Annotated in this window: 20 protein-coding genes; 12 read left to right on the top strand and 8 right to left on the bottom strand. The window is 26.6% G+C overall.

Going from position 1 to position 20901, the window contains the following annotated elements:
• Nucleotides 1-27 precede the first annotated feature (27 nt).
• The 5 genes from pyk to R5Z65_RS05490 form a co-directional block, all read right to left on the bottom strand.
• Nucleotides 28-1446 carry a pyruvate kinase gene (gene pyk, locus R5Z65_RS05510; protein WP_317367649.1) on the bottom strand — a complete coding sequence of 473 codons (1419 nt, stop codon included), beginning with the start codon at nt 1444-1446 and terminating at the stop codon, nt 28-30.
• Between the two features lie 26 nt (nt 1447-1472).
• Complete coding sequence (pfkA, locus tag R5Z65_RS05505) at nt 1473-2450, bottom strand: 6-phosphofructokinase (RefSeq protein WP_317367647.1); 978 nt, start codon at nt 2448-2450, stop codon at nt 1473-1475.
• Nucleotides 2451-2635: 185 nt separating this feature from the next.
• Nucleotides 2636-6085 (bottom strand): DNA polymerase III subunit alpha, encoded by a 3450-nt coding sequence (locus R5Z65_RS05500; RefSeq protein WP_317367644.1) that lies wholly within the window; start codon nt 6083-6085, stop codon nt 2636-2638.
• Nucleotides 6086-6157: 72 nt separating this feature from the next.
• The gene (locus tag R5Z65_RS05495) at nt 6158-7177 is read right to left on the bottom strand and encodes a GNAT family N-acetyltransferase (protein ID WP_317367643.1); all 1020 of its coding nucleotides are present in this window, start codon (nt 7175-7177) and stop codon (nt 6158-6160) included.
• A 12-nt stretch (nt 7178-7189) separates the two neighbouring features.
• Nucleotides 7190-8095, bottom strand: coding sequence for a phosphatidylglycerol lysyltransferase domain-containing protein (locus R5Z65_RS05490; protein WP_317367642.1), 906 nt, complete (start codon nt 8093-8095; stop codon nt 7190-7192).
• Between the two features lie 194 nt (nt 8096-8289).
• Here R5Z65_RS05490 and R5Z65_RS05485 point away from each other — a divergent pair, with 194 nt between their 5' ends.
• From R5Z65_RS05485 to R5Z65_RS05440, 10 genes are all read left to right on the top strand, one after another.
• A complete protein-coding gene (locus R5Z65_RS05485) occupies nt 8290-8949 on the top strand; it encodes a YoaK family protein (RefSeq protein ID WP_317367641.1) in 660 nt (219 codons plus the stop codon).
• 78 nt (nt 8950-9027) lie between these two features.
• Nucleotides 9028-9648, top strand: coding sequence for a dTMP kinase (tmk, locus tag R5Z65_RS05480; RefSeq protein ID WP_317367640.1), 621 nt, complete (start codon nt 9028-9030; stop codon nt 9646-9648).
• 12 nt (nt 9649-9660) lie between these two features.
• Nucleotides 9661-9981, top strand: a complete 321-nt coding sequence (locus R5Z65_RS05475) for a cyclic-di-AMP receptor (protein WP_317367638.1) — start codon at nt 9661-9663, stop codon at nt 9979-9981.
• A 19-nt stretch (nt 9982-10000) separates the two neighbouring features.
• On the top strand, nt 10001-10441 hold the full coding sequence (locus tag R5Z65_RS05470) for a YaaR family protein (protein WP_317367636.1): 441 nt from the start codon (nt 10001-10003) through the stop codon (nt 10439-10441).
• A gap of 1 nt (nt 10442) precedes the next feature.
• Nucleotides 10443-11423 carry a DNA polymerase III subunit gene (locus tag R5Z65_RS05465; RefSeq protein WP_317367635.1) on the top strand — a complete coding sequence of 327 codons (981 nt, stop codon included), beginning with the start codon at nt 10443-10445 and terminating at the stop codon, nt 11421-11423.
• 1 nt (nt 11424) lies between these two features.
• Nucleotides 11425-12294, top strand: a complete 870-nt coding sequence (locus R5Z65_RS05460; protein WP_317367633.1) for a stage 0 sporulation family protein — start codon at nt 11425-11427, stop codon at nt 12292-12294.
• Nucleotides 12294-13028, top strand: coding sequence for a tRNA1(Val) (adenine(37)-N6)-methyltransferase (locus tag R5Z65_RS05455; protein WP_317367631.1), 735 nt, complete (start codon nt 12294-12296; stop codon nt 13026-13028). Before R5Z65_RS05460 ends, R5Z65_RS05455 begins: the two co-directional genes overlap by 1 nt.
• 12 nt (nt 13029-13040) lie before the next feature.
• Nucleotides 13041-13889: a 16S rRNA (cytidine(1402)-2'-O)-methyltransferase gene (gene rsmI, locus R5Z65_RS05450; protein ID WP_317367630.1), complete on the top strand. Its 849-nt coding sequence runs from the start codon at nt 13041-13043 to the stop codon at nt 13887-13889.
• A gap of 79 nt (nt 13890-13968) precedes the next feature.
• Nucleotides 13969-16290 carry a SpoIID/LytB domain-containing protein gene (locus R5Z65_RS05445; protein WP_317367628.1) on the top strand — a complete coding sequence of 774 codons (2322 nt, stop codon included), beginning with the start codon at nt 13969-13971 and terminating at the stop codon, nt 16288-16290.
• 57 nt (nt 16291-16347) lie between these two features.
• Nucleotides 16348-16656, top strand: coding sequence for a 2Fe-2S iron-sulfur cluster-binding protein (locus R5Z65_RS05440; RefSeq protein WP_317367626.1), 309 nt, complete (start codon nt 16348-16350; stop codon nt 16654-16656).
• Nucleotides 16657-16735: 79 nt separating this feature from the next.
• On the opposite strand, the gene R5Z65_RS05435 is transcribed toward R5Z65_RS05440, so the two are convergent.
• The 3 genes from R5Z65_RS05435 to R5Z65_RS05425 form a co-directional block, all read right to left on the bottom strand.
• On the bottom strand, nt 16736-17467 hold the full coding sequence (locus R5Z65_RS05435; RefSeq protein ID WP_317367625.1) for an SDR family NAD(P)-dependent oxidoreductase: 732 nt from the start codon (nt 17465-17467) through the stop codon (nt 16736-16738).
• Nucleotides 17468-17472: 5 nt separating this feature from the next.
• On the bottom strand, nt 17473-18324 hold the full coding sequence (locus tag R5Z65_RS05430; RefSeq protein WP_317367622.1) for a deoxyribonuclease IV: 852 nt from the start codon (nt 18322-18324) through the stop codon (nt 17473-17475).
• 110 nt (nt 18325-18434) lie between these two features.
• A complete protein-coding gene (locus R5Z65_RS05425) occupies nt 18435-18608 on the bottom strand; it encodes a hypothetical protein (protein ID WP_317367618.1) in 174 nt (57 codons plus the stop codon).
• 177 nt (nt 18609-18785) lie between these two features.
• On the opposite strand from R5Z65_RS05425, the gene asnS reads away from it, so the two are divergent.
• Entirely contained in the window at nt 18786-20174 is a 1389-nt protein-coding gene (gene asnS, locus R5Z65_RS05420; protein ID WP_317367616.1) for an asparagine--tRNA ligase, read from the top strand.
• Nucleotides 20175-20206: 32 nt separating this feature from the next.
• Nucleotides 20207-20737, top strand: a complete 531-nt coding sequence (locus tag R5Z65_RS05415) for an NUDIX hydrolase (protein ID WP_317367614.1) — start codon at nt 20207-20209, stop codon at nt 20735-20737.
• Nucleotides 20738-20901: the final 164 nt, after the last annotated feature.

The following is a 20901-nucleotide window of genomic DNA, read 5'->3' as shown; positions in this document are numbered from 1 at the left end:
TTTTATTTTGTTAATTTAAATTATATATTATAAAGTTTGAGCTCTTAAAGTGTTAGTAGAGCCAGTTTGTCCAATAGGTGTACCACCAACAGTAACAATTACGTCACCTTTTTTAGCAAAACCTTTTTCATTAGCAATTTTAACAGTATTTTGGAATAAATCTCCAGTAGATATGCTATCAATATCTACTAAATAAGGATAACAACCCCAAGTAAGATTTAATTGTCTTAATACTCTTTCATCAGGAGTTAAACCTAATATAAGAGATTTAGGTCTATATTTAGAAACTTCTCTAACAGTAAAGCCAGATTTTGTAACAGCAACTATACAAGGAGAGTTTAAATCACTAGCAGTTGTGCAAGTAGCGTGGCTTATAGCATCTGTAATATTAGAAGTTTTTGAACCACAATTTTTGTAGAATTTTTCAATGTAATCAATAGAAGATTCAATTTTTGTAGCTATTCTAACCATAGCATTAACTGCTTCTACAGGGAAGCTACCTTTTGCAGTTTCACCTGATAACATAATAGCATCAGTACCGTCATAGATAGCATTAGCAACATCACTAGCTTCTGCTCTAGTAGGACGAGGGTTAGTAATCATAGATTCTAACATTTGAGTAGCAGTAACAACTAATTTACCTTTAGCTTTACATTTTTCAATTAATTCTTTTTGGATAATAGGTACTTCTTCGAAAGGAATTTCTACACCAAGGTCTCCACGAGCAACCATTATACCGTCAGTAACTTCTAATATAGCATCAATGTTGTCAACACCTTCACGGTTTTCTATTTTAGATATAATTTTAATGTCAGAACCACCGTTTTCTTCTAATACTTTACGGATAGATAATACATCAGAAGCAGAACGGATAAAAGATGCAGCAATGTAGTCAAATCCCATTTTTATACCAAATTTGATATCATCTATATCTTTTTCAGTAAGAGCAGGTAATTTAATAGAAACGTTAGGAAGGTTTATACCTTTTCTAGAACCTAACATACCACTATTAATTATTTCACAAACAACGTCATTTCCGTTTATTTCTAAAACTTTAAGTTCGATTAAACCATCATCTATTAAAACTGTTGCACCAACGTGAAGGTCTTTAGCAAAGTCTTCATATGTAACAGAAACTTTTGTAGCATCGCCTTCAATATCGTCAGTAGTAAGGATAAATTTATTACCTTTTTCAAGTTTAACAGGTTCTTCTTTAAGAAGTTTAGTTCTTATTTCAGGGCCTTTTGTGTCTAAAACAAGAGGAATAGGAAGGCCTAATTCTTCTCTAACTTTTTTTACAGTATTAATAGTTTCTCCGTGAGATTCGTGGCTACCGTGAGAAAAGTTGATACGAACAGCATTCATACCAGTTTCTATAAGTTTTTTAACCATTTCTGGTGAATTACTAACAGGGCCTAATGTAGCAATAATTTTAGTTTTTCTCATAATTTTAAATACTCCTTTAATATATATTAAGCAAATGTTTTTATTATTTTATAAAGACTATCATCGTATGTTCTAGTTGTATTTAAACCTTCTTCAAGGTCAATATCATCATAATTACCATTTTTATAAATCATAATTCTGTTAATATTTCCTTTTAAGAGCTCTTCAACAGCTTTATATCCCATCATAGAAGCGTGCATTCTATCAATAGCAGTAGGAGAGCCACCTCTTTGAAGATGTCCTAATACAGTTGCTCTAGTTTCTATACCAGTAGTTGATTCTATTTTTTTAGCAAATTCGTGAGGTTCTACTTTTGTAAAACCTTCGGCTAAAATAATAACATTGCTTATTTTACCATTTTTTCTATTTTTTTCTATAGTTTCTATAACTTCATCAGGTGTAACATCTGGCCTTTCAGGTATTAAAACTTCTTCGGCACCGTTTATTAAGCCACACCATAAAGCTATATAACCAGCATTTCTACCCATAACTTGTACAACAGTACAACGTTCGTGGGAAGAAGATGTATCTCTTATTTTGTTAATAGCCTCCATAGCAGTGTTTACAGCTGTATCAAAGCCAATAGTGTATTCTGAGCAAGCTAAGTCTAAATCGATAGTACCAGGTATACCCATAACTTTAACGCCTAATCTAGATAAGTGTAAAGCTCCGCTTAAAGAACCATCACCACCAATAACAATTAAGGCATCAATGTTTAAATCTTTACAAACTTTAACAGCTTTTTGTTTACCTTCATCTGTCATCATTTCTTTACAACGAGCAGATAAAAGAATAGTACCACCTCTTTGTATTATTTCAGAAACACTTTTGTTATCAAGTGTTATATAGTCACAATTAATTAAACCTTCGTATCCACGCATAAAACCAACTACTTCAATATTATTTTTAATAGCAGTTCTTACAACAGCACGGATAGATGCATTCATACCAGGTGCATCGCCACCACTTGTTAATATCCCAATTTTTTTTATTTTATTATCCATCAAAACACCTCAATTAATTGATTTATTTTTATACCTTTACTTAAATTTTACAATTAAAAGTATATATTAGTCAATACCAAATTAAAAAAATTTTCAAATTTATCTAAATTGATAAAAAAATAACATAGTATACATATTATTCTATATAAATATAATAAATATGTCAAGTACAAATATTACTATATTTATTTTATTACTATACAAGAATTACCTAAAATATTTTTTAATTGGCTTAAAAGATTATCACCTATATTTACCCAATGAGTACTGTTTAAATTAAATTTTGTTTTTTTTGCCTCATCATAAACTATAACAGGAGTATCTCCTTTATTGTCTAATAATATTTTTTCTATATCTTTTATTGATATATTAAGAGTTTGGGGCAATTTTATCCAAAGAGTTTTGCTCATATTTTCTAGCACTTCATATGATTTTATAGTAGTACATATAATTTTAGGCTTTTGGTCTTCTGATATACTTGCTTTACCTTCTACAATTATAACACCATCTTCGGTTAAATATTTATTATATTTATAAAAAGTTTCTGGAAAAACAATTACTTCTATTGTTCCAAATAAATCTTCTAATGTCAAAAATGCCATTTGTTTATTTGTTTTAGTAAACTTAAGAGTAATATTATTTATTAAACCACCTAAAATAACTTTTTGGTTATCTTTAATATTTTCTATTTCTTTATTTTCGTTTTCTATAAAGTCTAGGGTAGAGTTGCTAGTAAATTTTTTTAAAAATTCATTAAATTCATCTAAAGGGTGTCCACTTACATATATACCTAAAATCTCTTTTTCTAGAGATAAAATTTCTTTTTTTGTAATTTCTTCTATGTTAGGTAAAATATCTTTTTCTATAGTATCTTCATTATTTGAAGATGTAGAAAAAAGGTCTAGCTGTCCTTCCATAGTTTTCTTTTTTAATTGATTAATACTGTCATAATATGTTTTATATACAGCTAAATATTGAGAGCGTTTTCCACCTAAAGAGTCTAAAGCACCTGCTTTTATTAAGCATTCTATTGCTCTAGAATTAAGCTCTCCATCTAATCTTTTTAAAAAATCTTTTAAAGATAAAAATTTGCCATTTTTTTCACGTTGGGCAACTAAAGTTTTAATGAGATGTTTACCAACATTTTTTATAGCAGAAAGGTTAAATCTAATTTTTCCATTAGAAACACTAAATCTATCAAAACCTTCGTTTATATCTGGGGGTAAAAGCTCAATATTCATTCTTTTTATATCGGCAATATATTCAGATATTTTTGTGGCGTTATCAGATACACTTGTTAAAAGTGCTGCCATAAACTCAACGGGGTAGTGTGCTTTTAGCCAAGCTGTTTGACAAGCGATAACAGCATATGCAGCAGCGTGAGATTTATTAAAGGCATATTTAGCAAAATCTTGCATTTCATTAAATATTTTGTTTGCAATATTTTCATCAATTCCTCTTTTTACACAGCCATCAACTTCATCTGCTATACCATATATAAAGTTTTTACGCTCAAGCTCCATTTCATCAGTTTTCTTTTTACCCATAGCACGTCTTAAAAGGTCGCTTCGTCCTAATGTGTATCCTGCAAGCTCTTGTACTATTTGCATAACCTGTTCTTGATATACTATACAACCATATGTAGTCTTTAAGATAGGCTCTAAAAGAGGGTGGGTATATTTAATTTCTGATTTAGTGTTTTTACCTTTTACATATTTTGGTATAAAGTCCATAGGACCTGGCCTGTAAAGAGATACACCAGCTATAATATCCTCTATAGATTCTGGCTTTAAATCTTTCATAAATTGTTTCATACCAGCACTTTCTAACTGAAACACACCATCTGTATATCCTGTTGATATAAGCTCGTATATTTTAGGGTCTTTATAGTCTACATCTTTTTCACTAAGATTTAAGTTATGTATACGGTTTATTTCTTTAAAAGTATTTTGTATAACAGTTAGTGTCCTAAGCCCTAAAAAGTCCATTTTTAGAAGACCTAGCTCTTCTAAAGTTGTCATAGGAAACTGCGTAGTTATAACACCATCGTTTGTGTTAAGTGGAACATATTCCATAACAGATTTATCACAGATAACAACTCCTGCAGCGTGTGTAGATGCGTGTCTTGGAAGACCTTCTAGCTTTAAAGACATATCTATAAGATGTTTAATTTGAGGGTTGTTATTATATTCTTCTAAAAGCTCAGGATTTTGTACTAAGGCTTTAGATATAGTTATTTTAAGCTCCATAGGTATCATTTTTGCTATTCTATCTACATCGGCATAAGGTATGTTTAAAGCACGCCCAACATCTCTTATAGCATTTCTTGCTGCCATTGTACCAAAAGTTATAATTTGGGAAACGTGGTCTGCACCATATTTTTCTATAACATAGTTTATAACATCTTGTCTTTTTTCGTAGCAAAAATCTATATCTATATCTGGCATACTAACTCTTTCTGGGTTTAAAAAACGTTCAAAAATAAGGTTGTATTCTATAGGATCTATGTCTGTTATTTTTAAACAATAAGATACTAAGCTACCAGCAGCAGAGCCACGTCCAGGTCCTACTATTATATTATTGTCTTTAGCATATTTTATAAAGTCCCAAACTATTAAAAAATAGTCTACAAAACCCATTTGTGCTATTGTATTAAGCTCATAGTTTAACCTTTTTATTAAATCATCATTTATATTATTATATCTTTCTTTTAAACCTTCTTCACAAAGTTCTTTTAGATAAGAAAAAGCATCTTTATTGTTAGGAACATCAAATATAGGAAGTTTATATTTATTAAATTCAAATGATACATTACATCTTTGTGCTATTTTATATGTATTTTCTAAAGCTTCTGGTATATAAGGGAACAATTTTAGCATTTGCTCTGGAGATTTTAAATAATATTGTCCACCTTCATAACGCATACGGTTTTCATCTTCAACTGTTTTTCCAGTTTGTATACATAGCAAAATATCGTGAGCCTCGGCATCTTCTTCTTTTATATAGTGTATATCATTTGTACAAACAAGAGGAATACCTGTTTCTTTACTTAGTTTTATTAAATTTTGATTAACAAGTTTTTGATTTTCTATGCCGTGGTCTTGTAATTCTAAAAAAAAGTTACCTTGCCCTAAAATATTATTGTATATAAGAGCAAATTCTTTTGCTTTTTCATAAGAGTGGGTTAAAATACTTCTAGCAACAGCACCACCCATACAAGCACTAAGGCCTATAAGTCCTTTACTGTATTTTTTTAATATTTCAAGGTCTATCCTAGGTTTATAGTAAAACCCTTCTGTAAAACCAAAGGATACAAGCTTTATAAGATTTTTATAGCCTTCGTTATCTTCTGCTAATAAAACTAGATGATAATAGGTATTTTCCTTTGAGTGAGTTTTGTTAAAACGAGAGCCAGAAGCAACATATACCTCACACCCCATAATAGGTTTAATGCCAACTTTTAAGGCCTCTTTATAAAAATCTATTGCACCATACATAACTCCGTGGTCTGTTATTGCAATAGAATCCATACCAAGCTCTTTTACTTCTTTAACTAATTCTTTTATTTTAGAAGAACCATCAAGTAGGCTATATTCCGTATGCACATGTAGATGTGTAAAATTTACTTTTTCCATAAAACACCTCATTTCTATAATATTATTTATAGAAAATGCCTAATATTAAAAATAAAAGTCATAATAAATATTTTAGACTTCTTCATCTATGAAAACTTTATCTAAAAGATTTATTTTATGAAAGTTTTTTAATATATAATCATTTTTGGTAAATAGTGATATATCTTTATATCCAAAAAAAACACTTAATAAATCTTGAATATTTATATTTAAAATATTTTCATTACGATGTGATGTTTTTTCTATTTTAGATTTGTTATCATAGACAGTAAGTTTAAATATACCATTATTTTCTTTTATTATATTATCTACTATATTAAAATACATACAAATGTTATCGTTTTTATCTTTTAACGAAAAATTTTTAAAAAATTCATATAAATTTATAATTCTTGCCATAACTAAAGGTTTAATATTTTTAATATTTGTGTAAGCATTATCTAAAAATATTGCTCTTATTATTTTTTCATTTACTCCCCAATATACATAATAACCTATTAATTTATTATTATTAAAAAGCATAATTATATTACCATTTTCACTTTTAACCTCTTGGTGTAAAACTTTAATATAGTTAAAATCTCTTTTACAAAAAGTTTTGTATCTTTTTTCTAAAAAATTATTTGTGAAATCTGCTATTTGCGTGTAATCTTTTTCTGTTAGCTCTATTTCTTCAAAATTGCTATTATTTATTTCTAAAAAGTTATGATTATATATATATTCAAAATCAAAAGGTAGGTATATTTCTTTTTTTGCAGGTCTTAAAAATGTAAAGGGGACATTTTCTTTATACATATCGTTTAAAGACTTATGCAAAAGCTCTGCCATATATCCTTTTTTTCTGTATTCTGGTAGGGTAGCAACAGCTACTATATAATAAGATAAATATTCCTTATTGTTAATATATATTTTATATGGGTTTAAATGTAACATAGATGATATATTATCATCTACAAATTTGCATAATATTTTATTATCTTCATTTTTATAGTTATAATAATAATCTAAAAAATCTTTACTATCTTCTTCAAATATACGTTCCCATATTGGTCTTGTAATAGCTTTTTCATTATTTAATAAATATCTAACCAATATATCACCACCTTATAATTGTATAACTCTATATTTTCTAGCATATCCAACAGGGTCATAGGATAATTTTGCCTTTCTAAGTCCTTCTAGTCCTAAATCATCTTCTCTATTTACAAGATAGGCGTCAGGAAAGGCATTTATTATAAATTGTTGGTTTATATAAGGATATAGCCCTCTAATATTAGGGTTTGCTTTTTCTATGTGTATGATAGCCATTTTTTCAAGCTCGTTATAGCTACCAATAGAAAATGCTTCTAATTTGTCATTTACAAAAATACCTGCCATTATTACATTTAAAGCATTGCAATTTTCTAAAATATCAGTAATGCCTTGTATCTCACCATCTAACTGGTCTTCTGCCTCGCCATTTTTGTTATCTCTCCAGTTATTTAAAAATTCTAATATAATATCACTACTTTGGCAACAAAGTGTTTTATAGTAAAAGTTGCCTTCGTTTTCTCTTAAAAATGCGTTTATATGGTTTTTCTTTTTTCTAAGTTTTTTACCAGTAAGATTTCTTAAGTTTTCTGCTAAATACAAATAATCTTTAGCATCCTCAATATCTATTATATCAAATAAATTTCTATCTAAATTTAAAGCATTTAAGCCTTCTTCATCTGCTAAATATACTTTTAATTTTTTATTTAAAGTGTTATTAAAATATTCTAGTAAAACATTAAAAGCATCTGTTATATATTCTTCTTTGCAAAAAGGTAAAGCACAGTAAGTTTCTCCAGATATAACCATAGTTATAAGAAGTGCTTTATCTTCCCAAATAGCAAATTTAACATTATAAAAATCTTTCCATAAATAAGCATCTAAAAAAACACTATCACAAGTTTTATTGCTTCTTAATTTAAAATAATATGATATGGTTTCTATATCATTTTCAGATATAGGTTTAAAATTTAAACACATAATAATTCCTTTCTATTATAAGCATAGTATTAAATACTATGCTTAGTATACCAAATTACTATATATAAGACAATAGTAAAATAAAAAAGTGGCTACCCATTAATTTTTCGCTAGATATTACTACAAAGATTGACAAAATAAAAAAATTTATGATAACATAATGTTTAATATATATTTTATTGAAAGGGTTAATTATGTCAAACAATAAATTAAACAATGTAGAAGAAAATATTTATATAAGTTTAATTTTAACTTTTATAGGTGGATTTTTAGATTCATACACATATATTTTATACGATAAAATATGGGCTAATACACAAACAGGAAATTTAATATTATTTTCTTTGTTTTTAGTAGAAGGTCAATTTTATAATGCTTTTCTAAGAATTTTCCCAATAGCATCTTTTTGTATAGCCATTTTTATTAATCAAGCTTTAATATATAAATTTAGCAAAAATAAAAACTGGATAAAAATAGTATTGGCTATAAGTATAGTGTCAACATCTATGCTAGGATTTGGTATATTTAAAAATAATAATATAGTAGTAATATGCTTAATATCATTTGTATGTGCATTAATGATAGGTACTTTTAAAAAATCAAAAGGAGATATTTTTGCACCTATTATGTGTACAGGTAATTTAAGGTCATTAGTAGAGTTTTTTGCTAAATGGATTATATATAAAGAAAAAGATGCTAAAAAAGTAGTTTTAAAATATGTAAGTATTATTGTAATATTTTGCACAGGAGTATATTTAGGTGCTATAATAGTAATACATTTAGCTACATATTCTATGCTTGTATGTACAGTATTGTTTTTAGTATCACTAATTATAGTAATTTATAAACAATAGGCATAATAATAATTTTTCTTTTAAAATGTATACTGTTGTGATATAATAAAAATAAAATATTTTTGTTTAGGAGATTATATGTCGGGATTGTTTATTACAATGGAGGGTACTGATGGTGCTGGAAAAACTACACAACTAAGCCTTTTAAAAGATTATCTTAATAAAAAAGGATTTAATGTTGTATTAGTTAGAGAACCTGGTGGAACTAACATTGGTGAAAAAATAAGAAGTATAATTTTAGATATAGAAAATAAAGAAATGAACTGTATGACAGAAGCTTTACTATATGCTTCATCTAGAGCACAGCTTGTAAATCAAGTTATTGTACCAGAGTTAAAAAACGGTTCTGTTGTTATTTGCGATAGATTTGTAGATTCTAGTATTGTTTATCAAGGGATAGCAAGAAATATTGGTATGGATATTGTAAAAAAAATAAATAATATTGCAACAGGAGGACTTATACCAGATATAACATTTTTTTTAGATTTACCTCCAAATAAAGCTATAGAAAGAAAAAAAGAACAAAAAGAGCTAGATAGATTAGAAAGTGAAAAAGACTATTTTTATAAAAAAGTTTATGAAGGGTATAAAATATTAATAGATAAAAATAGTGAAAGAATAAAAGTTATAGATGCACTGCAAACTATTGATGAAATTCATAAAAATATAATTAATCATTTAGAAAAAATATTTTTTTAGGAGGTGTATGTTATGAAGCTTGTTATGGCAATAGTTAAAGATGATGATAGCTTTAACATAATGAATGCTCTAAATTTAAAAGGACTTAGTGTTACAAAGCTTGCTAGCACAGGGGGCTTTTTAAAGGTTGGAAATACAACATTAATATGTGGTGTAGATGATGAAAAAGTAGACTATGTAATAGATATTATAAAAAAAGAAGGACATAGTAAAAAACAATTTACAAATGGAGTAAATATCCCAGGAGATAATTATACACAGCCTCCAATAGAAGTTACCGTAGGAGGAGCTACTATTTTTGTTGTAGATGTAGATAAATTTGTTAAAGTATAAATATTAGGAGTGAATTTATATGGATTTAAAAGTAAGTGATATAAGGTTAGATACTTTACCTATGGTAGAACAAAAAAAAGAAGTTAAAGAAACAGAAGAATTTAAATTTACTTTAAATAAGTTAGAAAATGATAACCTTATGGAAAAGCTAAATGGTCTTATAGATGAAATAACTGTTCAGGGTAAAAAAATATCTGACCATATGGATATAAAGGATATGAAAAAATATAGAAGCCTTATAACAGAATTTATGAATGAGGTTGTAACTAACAGCCACGAATTTTCTAGAGAAAATTTTTTGGATAGAAGAGGTAGACATAGGGTATATGGCATAGTAAAGCTTGTTAATAAAGATTTAGATGAGCTAGCTCAAGAGCTTATAAAAACAGAAAAAAACCATATTGCTATATTAGATAAAACAGGAGAAATAAGAGGACTTTTATTAGACCTTATTATATAATATGTATAAATTTGAAAATATAGTTGGAAATGAAAATATATTAAGTAGTTTAATAAAATCTAGTGAAAATAATACTGTTTCTCATGCATATATATTAGATGGAAAAGAAAAAACAGGAAAACAGCTTATATCAAAAACATTTGCTAAGCTTTTATTATGTGAGAATAGTAAAAGTAGCCCTTGTTTAAAATGTTCATCTTGTGTTAGCTTTGAGAGTGGGAATAATCCAGATTTTTTCTTTATAGAAAGTAATAAAAAAAGCTTAGGTGTTTCAGATATTAGAGAAAATATTATTAAAAATTTAGAAACAAAACCTTTTAAGTATAAATATAAAGTATTTATTATAAAAAATGCAGATAGTATGACTATACAAGCTCAAAATGCAATATTAAAAACTATAGAAGAACCACCTAAATTTGCAGTTTTTATATTACTATCTAAAAATTATAATGGATTTTTACCTACAATTTTATCTAGGTGTATTTTATTTAAAATTAAGCCATTATCACCTAAAATAATAGAAAAGTTTCTAATTAATAAAAATATAAGTGATAATATTGCAAAATTTTATTCTGTATATGCAAGAGGTAGCATAGGAAAAGCATTAGATATAGCTTATTCTAAAACATTTATTAGCTTTAGACAAGATATTATAAGTGATATAGAAAAATTAGACAACTTAGACCTTATACAAATGTATAGTTTAATAAAAAAATATGAGAATATAAAAGAAAATATAGACCAAATATTAGATATATATTTATTAGTATACAGAGATAGTCTTATATTTAAACAAACTAATAATTTTGATAAAGTTATACAAAAAGATATAAAAATTTGTATAGAAAATATATCTTGTATGACTACTAAAAACTTAGTATTAAAAATAGAGGCTTTATTAAAAGCTAAATTATATTTAGAGCAAAATTCTAATTTTAATATGACTATGGAATGCTTATTTTTAAAATTAAAGGAGAAATAAAATGACAGAAATAATTGGTGTTAAATTTAAAAAAGGTGGGAAAATGTATTATTTTGACCCTAAAGGTAAAAAAATTAATAAAAAGCAACCAGTTATAGTAGAAACGGCACAAGGTATAAGATATGGTATAGTAGAGGTAGAAAATAAAATAATAAACAATGAAAAAATAGATTTTGAAATAAAGCCTATAATAAGGATAGCAACAGAAGAAGATAATATACAGTACAACAAAAACTTAGAAAAAGAAAAAGAGGCACATTCTATATTTGTAGAAAAAGTTAAAAAATATAATTTAGATATGAAATTAATAGATGTTAGCCTTACTTACGACCTTAATAAGATTATATTTTATTTTACATCAGATGGTAGAGTAGACTTTAGAGAGCTTGTAAAAGAGCTAGCAGCTATTTTTAAAATGAGAATAGAACTAAGACAAATAGGTGTTAGAGATGAAGCAAAGATTGTAAGTGGTATAGGAATATGTGGTCGTCCTTTATGTTGTGCTACATTTTTAAGAGATTTTCACCCTGTTTCTATAAAAATGGCTAAAGACCAAAAATTATCATTAAACCCTACTAAAATATCAGGAGCTTGTGGTAGGCTTATGTGTTGTCTTAAATATGAGCAAGAGGCATACGAAGAACTTACTAAAGATTTACCAAACGAAGGAGATATTATAAAAACAGACTTAGGCATAGGAGAAGTTTTATCTGTAAATGTTTTAAGGCAAGTAATAAAAGCAGCTGTTAGAAAAACAGAGCAAGACATACCTAGCTTAGAATTTTTTAATGTTTCTGAAATAGAGATAATAAAAAGAAAAATAATAAAAGAAGAAATATGTATGGAAGAGCTTAAAGGTATAGAAGATTAATGGATATTTTAAAAGAAAATGAAAGACTAGATGATTTACATAGAAATGGTTATTCTATTATACAAGACCCTCAAAAATTTTGTTTTGGCATAGATGCTGTTCTATTATCAGATTTTGCAAAGGCAAAAAAAGATGATATAGTGTTTGATATAGGTACTGGAACAGGTATAATACCTATACTTATGTGTGCAAAAACAAATGCTAAAAAATATTTTGCAATAGATATACAAGAAGAAAGTGTTGATATGGCAAAAAGAAGTGTTAAATTTAATAAACTTACAGATAAAATAGAAATTTTTCATTTAGATGTAAAAAATGTGTTTGAAAAGTTTAAAAAAAATTCTATAAATGTTGTGACATCTAACCCTCCATATATGAATATGGGGGGTGGTTTAGTAAATGGATATGATGCAAAGGCTATTGCTAGGCACGAGATTTTTTGTAATTTAGATGATATTGTAAAAGCTACATCTCTTTTATTAAAGCCAAATGGTAAATTTTATATGGTACATAGACCTAACAGACTTTGTGATATAATATGTACTTTAAGAAGTTATAAGCTAGAGCCAAAAACTATAAGATTTGTACAACCTTATAAAGATAAAGAGCCTAATATGGTATTAATAGAAAGTGTAAAAAATGGTAATGCTTTTTTAAAAATATTGCCTAATCTTATAGTTTATAATGATGATAAGCAATATAGTGATGAAATAAACAAAATATATTATAACTAAAGGAGTATAAAAATGTCAGGTAAATTATATGTTTGTGCAACACCAATAGGCAATTTAAAAGATATTACTTTAAGATGTTTGGAAACACTAAAAGAAGTGGATTTAATAGCATCTGAAGACACAAGACATACAATTAAACTATTAAATCATTATGAAATAAAAGTACCTTTAGAAAGTTATCACGAGAATAATAAAGACACTAAAGGTAAAAAACTTATAAATTTATTGTTAGAGGGCAAAAATATAGCTTTAGTTAGTGATGCGGGTATGCCTGGCATATGCGACCCAGGGGAAGATTTAATAAAACTTTGTTATGAAAATGAGATAGAAGTTACTGTTTTACCTGGTGCTACAGCATCTATTACTGCCTTAATTTTATCAGGGATAAAAACAAGAAGCTATTGTTTTGAAGGATTTTTACCATCTAATAAAAAGGCTAAAAAAGAAGTAATACAAAGGATTAAAAATGATACAAGAACATATATAATATATGAAGCGCCTCATCACCTTTTACAAACTTTAAAAGAACTATACGATAATATAGGTAATAGAAATATAGCTATTGTAAAAGAACTTACTAAAAAGTATGAGAATGTATTTAAAACTAGCATAATAGATGCTTTAGCATATTTTGAAAACAACACCCCTAAAGGAGAATATGTTTTAGTAATAGAAGGTGCTAAGGAAGAGGATATTTTAAATGAGCAAAAAGAACAAATAAATAATATAACTATAAAAGAACATTTAAACCAGTATGTATCCAAAGGTATGGACATTAAAGAAGCTATGAAAAAGGTAGCTAAAGATAGGGGAATATCTAAAAGAGATGTATATAACGAAATAAAAGTATTAAAAATTTAAAAATTGTAATAATAGCATTTTTTATTCATATATATAATATAACAAGGTTTAAAACCTTATACTTTAAGGAGGAAATATTATGAATAATAAAGTGCTATTTATTATTTGTACAATAGTATTTCTATTAGCTGGTTGTTCAAATAATAATGAAAAACAAGAAGAAGTAAAAGTAGGCATAATAGGAAATAGCTATCCTGTGGATAGAGCCACTGTATCTAAAATGATGGCATTAGCTACACATAGTAAAAAAGAGATTATATCTTTAGATAATGTTATAAATTTTGATGATGTGAAAGAGGATAGTTGGTATAATAAATATATAAATTGTGTTTTTATAGATAAAGATATGAGTGGAGTTACAGAAGATAAATTTGACCCAACGGGCAACCTTACTATAACTCAAACACAATATTTAATAAATAAGTATGACAAAAATAAAAAAATAAAAATAGATGAAAAAAATAAAGACAAGCCTGTTTCTTATGCTCTTTGGTGCGATATATACACACAAATTGTAAAGGATAAAAATATTTTAGAAGAAGACTTAGTTATATTAGCAACTAAAGAAACTAATAAAGATTTAAAAGAAGATTATGCTATAACAGATAAAGGGTTATATTCTTTTGAAGGTATAGATATAAATAAATATATAGACACAAAAATAAAAGTTTTAAAAAAAGATAATGAAGTAATAGCAATAATAGAAGTTTTGGAAACAGAGCCAACTTTAAAAAGATGTTATATAGAAAAAATAGGAAATGATTTTGTGGATATATTTGTTGGTGGAGCTAAAAAAAGGCTATATATAAAGGAAAATACTATTACTTTAACAGGTGAAAATATTTTAGCAGATATAAAATTTAAAAAAAATGAAGTTTTATCGATAGAAGAGTATAAACAAACAACACAAGGTACAATAAATAGAATAGATAATAATACTATTAGACTAAATAATACAAACTATGTTTTGGACCAAGATTTTAGAGTTTATTACAATATAGACCAAAAACTAACTATGAAAGATAAGGAAGATTTAATAATAGGACAAGATATGGCAACTTATTTTGTAAAAGGAAATGAAAATAAAATATATGGTGCTATAATAGATAAAAATATGAAATATGATAAAATAAGAGTTGGCATAAATAATAATAATAATTTGTTTTTTGATGAAATAAAACTTAAAGCTAATGATGGGTTAAAAATTTTAGTAAAAGGTCAGGAGAAAAATTTACAAAATTTACATATAAAAAAAGGGCAAGATTTTTCTATAGGACAAAATGAAATAATAATTATAGAAGCTAATAATAAAGATGATGGGATAATATTTGAAAATATTAACCTACAACCTGTTTTTTATGAAAGGCTAGAAATTACTAAAATAGATGATAAATATATAATTATAAATGAAATAAATATAGAAAAATATGTAGAGGGGTTACTAGCTACCAATAGTAACCAGTATAAAGATTTAGAAATGTTAAAAGCATTAAGTGTAGTATATAGAACAACGGCTATTAGTCATATAAAAGAAAATAGATTAAAAAATATAGGTGCCAATTTAGATAATAGTGATAAATATAATATAAAAGAAAGTGAAAATATATTTGAACAAGCAGTGGAAGAAACAAAAGGCATAATATTAGCTAATGAAGATAATGTAATAAAACCTACATATTTTAGTCATTCACCAGGATTAACAGGAAATAGTGGAGAAATATGGCCTAATAAAGATTATTACATATACCCAACTAATAACAAGCCTTACCTTATACACATAAAAGATTTTGAAGATAATATATATGAAAATTTACAAGAAGAAGTTAACTCTAACATTTTTTACAAAACAAAGGATATAAATAGTTTAGAAAAAGATAGCAAGTGGTTTAGGTGGAGCACAACTTTAGAAGAGAGTGATATTTTAAAAATAAGCAATAATATAAAAGAAATATATAAAAATGAAAAATATCTTATAAAAACTTTACATAACAATAATTATATTTATAAACCAATAGAAGATATAGGTAAAATAAAAGATATTAATGTTAAAAGAAGAGGGGAAGCTGGCAATATAATGGAACTTGAAATAGTAGGGGACAAAAATACTGTGTTATTAATGTCAGATTTAATAATAAAAAAGGCTATTACTTTAAAATCTGTAATAGATAATAACGGAGAAATAGTGCAAAATGTAAAAACTCCCCCTAGTAGTTATTTTGTATTCGATAAAATATATGATAACAATGGATATTTAAAGAAAATAACATTATATGGTGGTGGATATGGACATTGTGTAGGACTTAGCTTATATGGTGCTAGCCAAATGGCTAAAGATGGAAAAACATATGAAGATATACTTTTAAAATACTATAAAAATATAAATATGATAAATATATATTGATATGTAGGTTAAAATAATATATAATATATAAAACACTAAACATTAAGGTGGTATATAATGATTAATTTAAAAATAAACACGAAAGAAAATATATATAATATAAAATGTAAAAAAGGTTCTACATTAAAAGATGTATTAAAAGCAGAAAATATAAACTTTATATTTCCTTGTGGAGCTAATGGTAGATGTGGAAATTGTAAAATAAAAATTTTAAATGGAATAGAACAACCAACTAGTTTGGATAAGATGAAGCTATCAAAATATGAAATAGATGATGGTGTAAGGCTTGCTTGTTGTATTTATTTAAAAAAAGATATGGAAATTTTTTTAAATGAGATAAAAGAATACAATTTTTTAGATTTATAATAAGCCATAAAAGACTGTGTTTTATAACACAGTCTTTTATGGCTTATTACATTTATTGTAGTAATTTAAATAAATATTTTTATAATAGACCACCATCTAATACTATTACTTGACCTGTTAAATAAGAAGAATTTTTAGATGCTAAATAATAAGCTAAATTTGCAACTTCTTCTGGCTTGCCAAAACGCATATATGGTATTTCATCTATAAGATTATCCTTTTCTTCAGTAGATAAAAAGTTGTTCATTTCTGTTTCTATTGCACCACAAGATATGGCATTAACTTGTATATTGCTAGGAGCAAGCTCTTTTGCTAGTGCTTTTGTAAAAGAATTTATAGCACCTTTTGTAGCAGAATATACTACCTCACAAGATGCACCTACATTACCCCATATGGAAGAAATATTTATTATTACTCCTTCCTTTTTATTTATCATATTTTGACAAGCTATATGAGAACAATTAAAAACACCCTCTATATTAGTTTTTATAAGGTTTTGCCAGATATTTGGTGTAATTTGATTAAATAACCCTATATGAGATATGCCTGCATTATTAATTAATATATCTACATAACCAAAAGTATTTTCTATTTTTTTAAATATATCTAAAGCTATATTATAATTAGATATATCTCCTTGTAATGCTAATATGTTAGGGTTAATTTTTTTTAGCTCATTGTATGTACTTTCTAAATCATCTTTTCTATTAATACAATTTATGACAACTTTAAAGTTATTTTTTGCAAAAATTTTTGCTATTTCTTTGCCTATTCCTCTTGAAGAACCAGTAACAAATACTACTTTAGACAAAAAAATTACCCCCTTAGCCTTTCTATTTCTTCTTTATATAGGTTAGTTTTAGAATCTATCCAAGGTGTTTCTAATATAAATATTTTATTTTTTAGATAGTTTGAATGTACTATATTATATATAGCATCAAAACCAATAAAGTCTTTACCCTTTGGGTTTGTTTCATCAGCACCTAAATTTGCGTGTCTATCCTTTTTAGCGCCACATTTATTTAAAGAGCCATTTATATGTATTACTTTTACTCTGTCAAGACCTATTACATCATCAAAATGTTCCATTACATTATCAAAATCATTTATAATATCATATCCACTATCGTGTAAATGGCAAGTATCTAAACATATCCCTATTTTTTCTTTTATTTCTATTTTATCTATTATAGCCTTTAGTTCTTCAAAATTTCTTCCTATTTCAGAGCCTTTTCCAGCCATAGTTTCTAAGCATACAAAAGGTTTAGTATCTTTTGTTAAAACTTGGTTAAGTCCATTTGCTATTCTTTCTATTCCATATTCTAATGTTTTATCTGTAAAAGAGCCAGGGTGTAAAACTATATAATCTGAGCCAATAGCTGTTGTTCTTTCTATCTCTTGTTTTAAAAAGTCTATAGCTAGGCTATATGTATCTTCTTTATAAGAAGCTAAGTTAATAATATACGGAGCGTGTACAACTATATCGCTTATATTATTTTTAGCCATAAAGTCTTTTCCTTCTTCTATTTTTAATTTTTCAATAGGAGAGCGTTTAGTATTTTGTGGAGCACCTGTATATATCATAAATGTATTAGCTCCATAGGAATTTGCCTCTTTAGCAGCCTTTATAAGTCCACCAGACATAGACACGTGAGAACCTATTTTCATATTATCTTCCTTTCTTTTGTATATTTAATATAATAATTATATAAAACCTTAGTCATTTTTTAAATTTTAATGTTTATATATAAAATAGGCACCTTTTAGATGCCTACTAATTAATTTTTTTTACCTAAAATATAACCTAAAAATAAACCTTTAAAAAATACTAAAGCGAGTAAAACTGCACTTAAAATAAACAATTTAGATTTTTGGTCGTTAGTAATAAATGTACCTTTTGGAGAAGTTAGCTCTAATTGTTTTTTAAAAGCTCTATAATGTTTTTTAGCCATATTAATTACCTCCTAAAATAAATAAAGTTTATTTCATAATAAAATTATAACACAAAAATATTATTTTAAAAAGGAAATTTTTATAAAAAGTTTAAAAAAATAATGCAAAATATTAAAAAATAGGGTATAATGTATCATAGTAAATTAAAAAAATAACTAATAAAAGGAGATGATTTTTTGTATACAGAAATTAAACAGATTTTTAAAGAAACTAAAAAACATACAGAAAATGAAATAACAGTTTGTGGTTGGGTAAAAACTATTAGAAGTTCAAAAACTTTTGGATTTATAGAGCTTAACGATGGTAGTTTTTTTAAAGGAGTTCAAGTAGTTTTTGATGATAGCCTATCAAATTTTGAAAAGATAGAAAAATTAGGTGTTGGTGCTAGCCTTGTTGTAAAAGGTAACCTTATTGAAACACCAGAAAATAAACAGCCATTTGAAATAAAAGCAACATCTATAAATATAGAAGGAGAAGCTCCATCAGATTATCCTTTACAAAAGAAAAGACATTCATTTGAATATCTTAGAACTATAGCACATTTAAGACCTAGAACAAATACTTTTTCTGCTGTGTTTAGGGTACGTTCTTTAATAGCTTACTCTATACACAAGTTTTTTAATGAAAGAAATTTTGTATATGTGCATACACCAATTATAACAGGTAGTGACTGCGAAGGTGCTGGAGAAATGTTTAGGGTTACTAATTTTGATATGATAAATATACCTACAACACAAGAGGGCAATGTAGATTATAGCAAGGACTTTTTTGGTAAAGAAGCAAACCTTACAGTTAGTGGACAATTATCAGCAGAGGCTTATGCTATGGCATTTAAAAATGTATATACATTTGGACCTACGTTTAGAGCAGAAAATTCTAACACACCAAGACACGCAGCAGAATTTTGGATGGTAGAGCCAGAGATTGCCTTTGCAGACTTAAACGATGATATGGAGCTTGCAGAAGATTTACTTAAGTACATTATTGAATATGTACTAGAAAATGCACCAGAAGAAATAAAATTCTTTAATGATTTTGTAGATAAAGGACTTATTGATAGACTAGAAAATATAGTTAAAAACGAATTTGGAAAAATTACTTATACAGAAGCTATAGAAATACTTAAAAAAGCAGATGTGAATTTTGAATATCCAGTAGAATGGGGTATTGATTTACAAACAGAACACGAAAGATATTTAACAGATAAAGTATTTGAAAAACCAGTTTTTGTTACAGATTATCCTAAAGACATTAAAGCGTTTTATATGAGATTAAACGATGATAATAAAACAGTAGCTGCTATGGACTTATTAGTACCTGGCGTAGGTGAGCTTATGGGTGGTAGCCAAAGAGAAGAACGTATTGATATTCTTGTAGAAAGAATGAAAGAGCTTGGACTTAATGAAAAAGATTACTGGTGGTATTTAGAGCTTAGAAAATTTGGTGGAACAAGACATTCAGGATTTGGACTTGGCTTTGAAAGATGTGTTATGTACCTTACAGGTATATCTAACATTAGAGATGTTATACCATTTCCAAGAACTTCAAAAAATGCAGAATTTTAATATATCCCTTAATAAATAAAGGAGGCTAAATAATGAAAAATCCTTATGAAACTATAGATAGTAAAGTGTCTTTCAATGGTAAAATAATAGATGTCAAAGTAGATACTATATCATTGCCAGATGGCAAAACTGCTAAAAGAGAAGTAGTTTTAAGAGGAGATGCAACAGCTATTGTACCAATAGATGAAAAAGGTAATGTTATTTTAGTAAAGCAATATAGACACCCAGCAGAAAGTATAGTATTAGAAATACCAGCAGGTATGCTAGAAGAAGGGGAAGACCCTAAAGTTTGTGCAATTAGAGAGCTAGAGGAAGAAACATCTCTTATAGCTAAAGATTTAACTCATATTACAACTATGTATCCTGCAGTTGGATTTTGTACAGAAAAACTTCATATATATTTAGCTAAAGATTTAGAGCAAGGGAATTTTAATTTCGATGATGATGAATTTATAGAAGTTATAAAAGTACCTTTAGATGAAGCTATTGATATGATATATACTGGAAAAATAATAGATTCCAAAACAATAGTAGGACTTTTAGCTTGTAAAAGATTTTTATAGTATAAATAGTTTAAATATTATAATGATAGTCTTTAAAAATAAACAGTTTTAATATAAAAAATATTTAATATAAAAAAGTAATATAGTAGATTAATCTAAATAATAATCAAAACTACAACTAAATATTAAATTTTAGTTGTAGTTTTTGTAAAAATTTTGTTTTT

The organism is uncultured Tyzzerella sp., from assembly GCF_963558545.1.
In the GTDB taxonomy this organism is placed as follows: domain Bacteria; phylum Bacillota; class Clostridia; order Lachnospirales; family CAG-274; genus Tyzzerella.
Note: the sequence above shows the minus strand (reverse complement) of the source record. Positions and strands in the feature narration are given on the sequence as shown.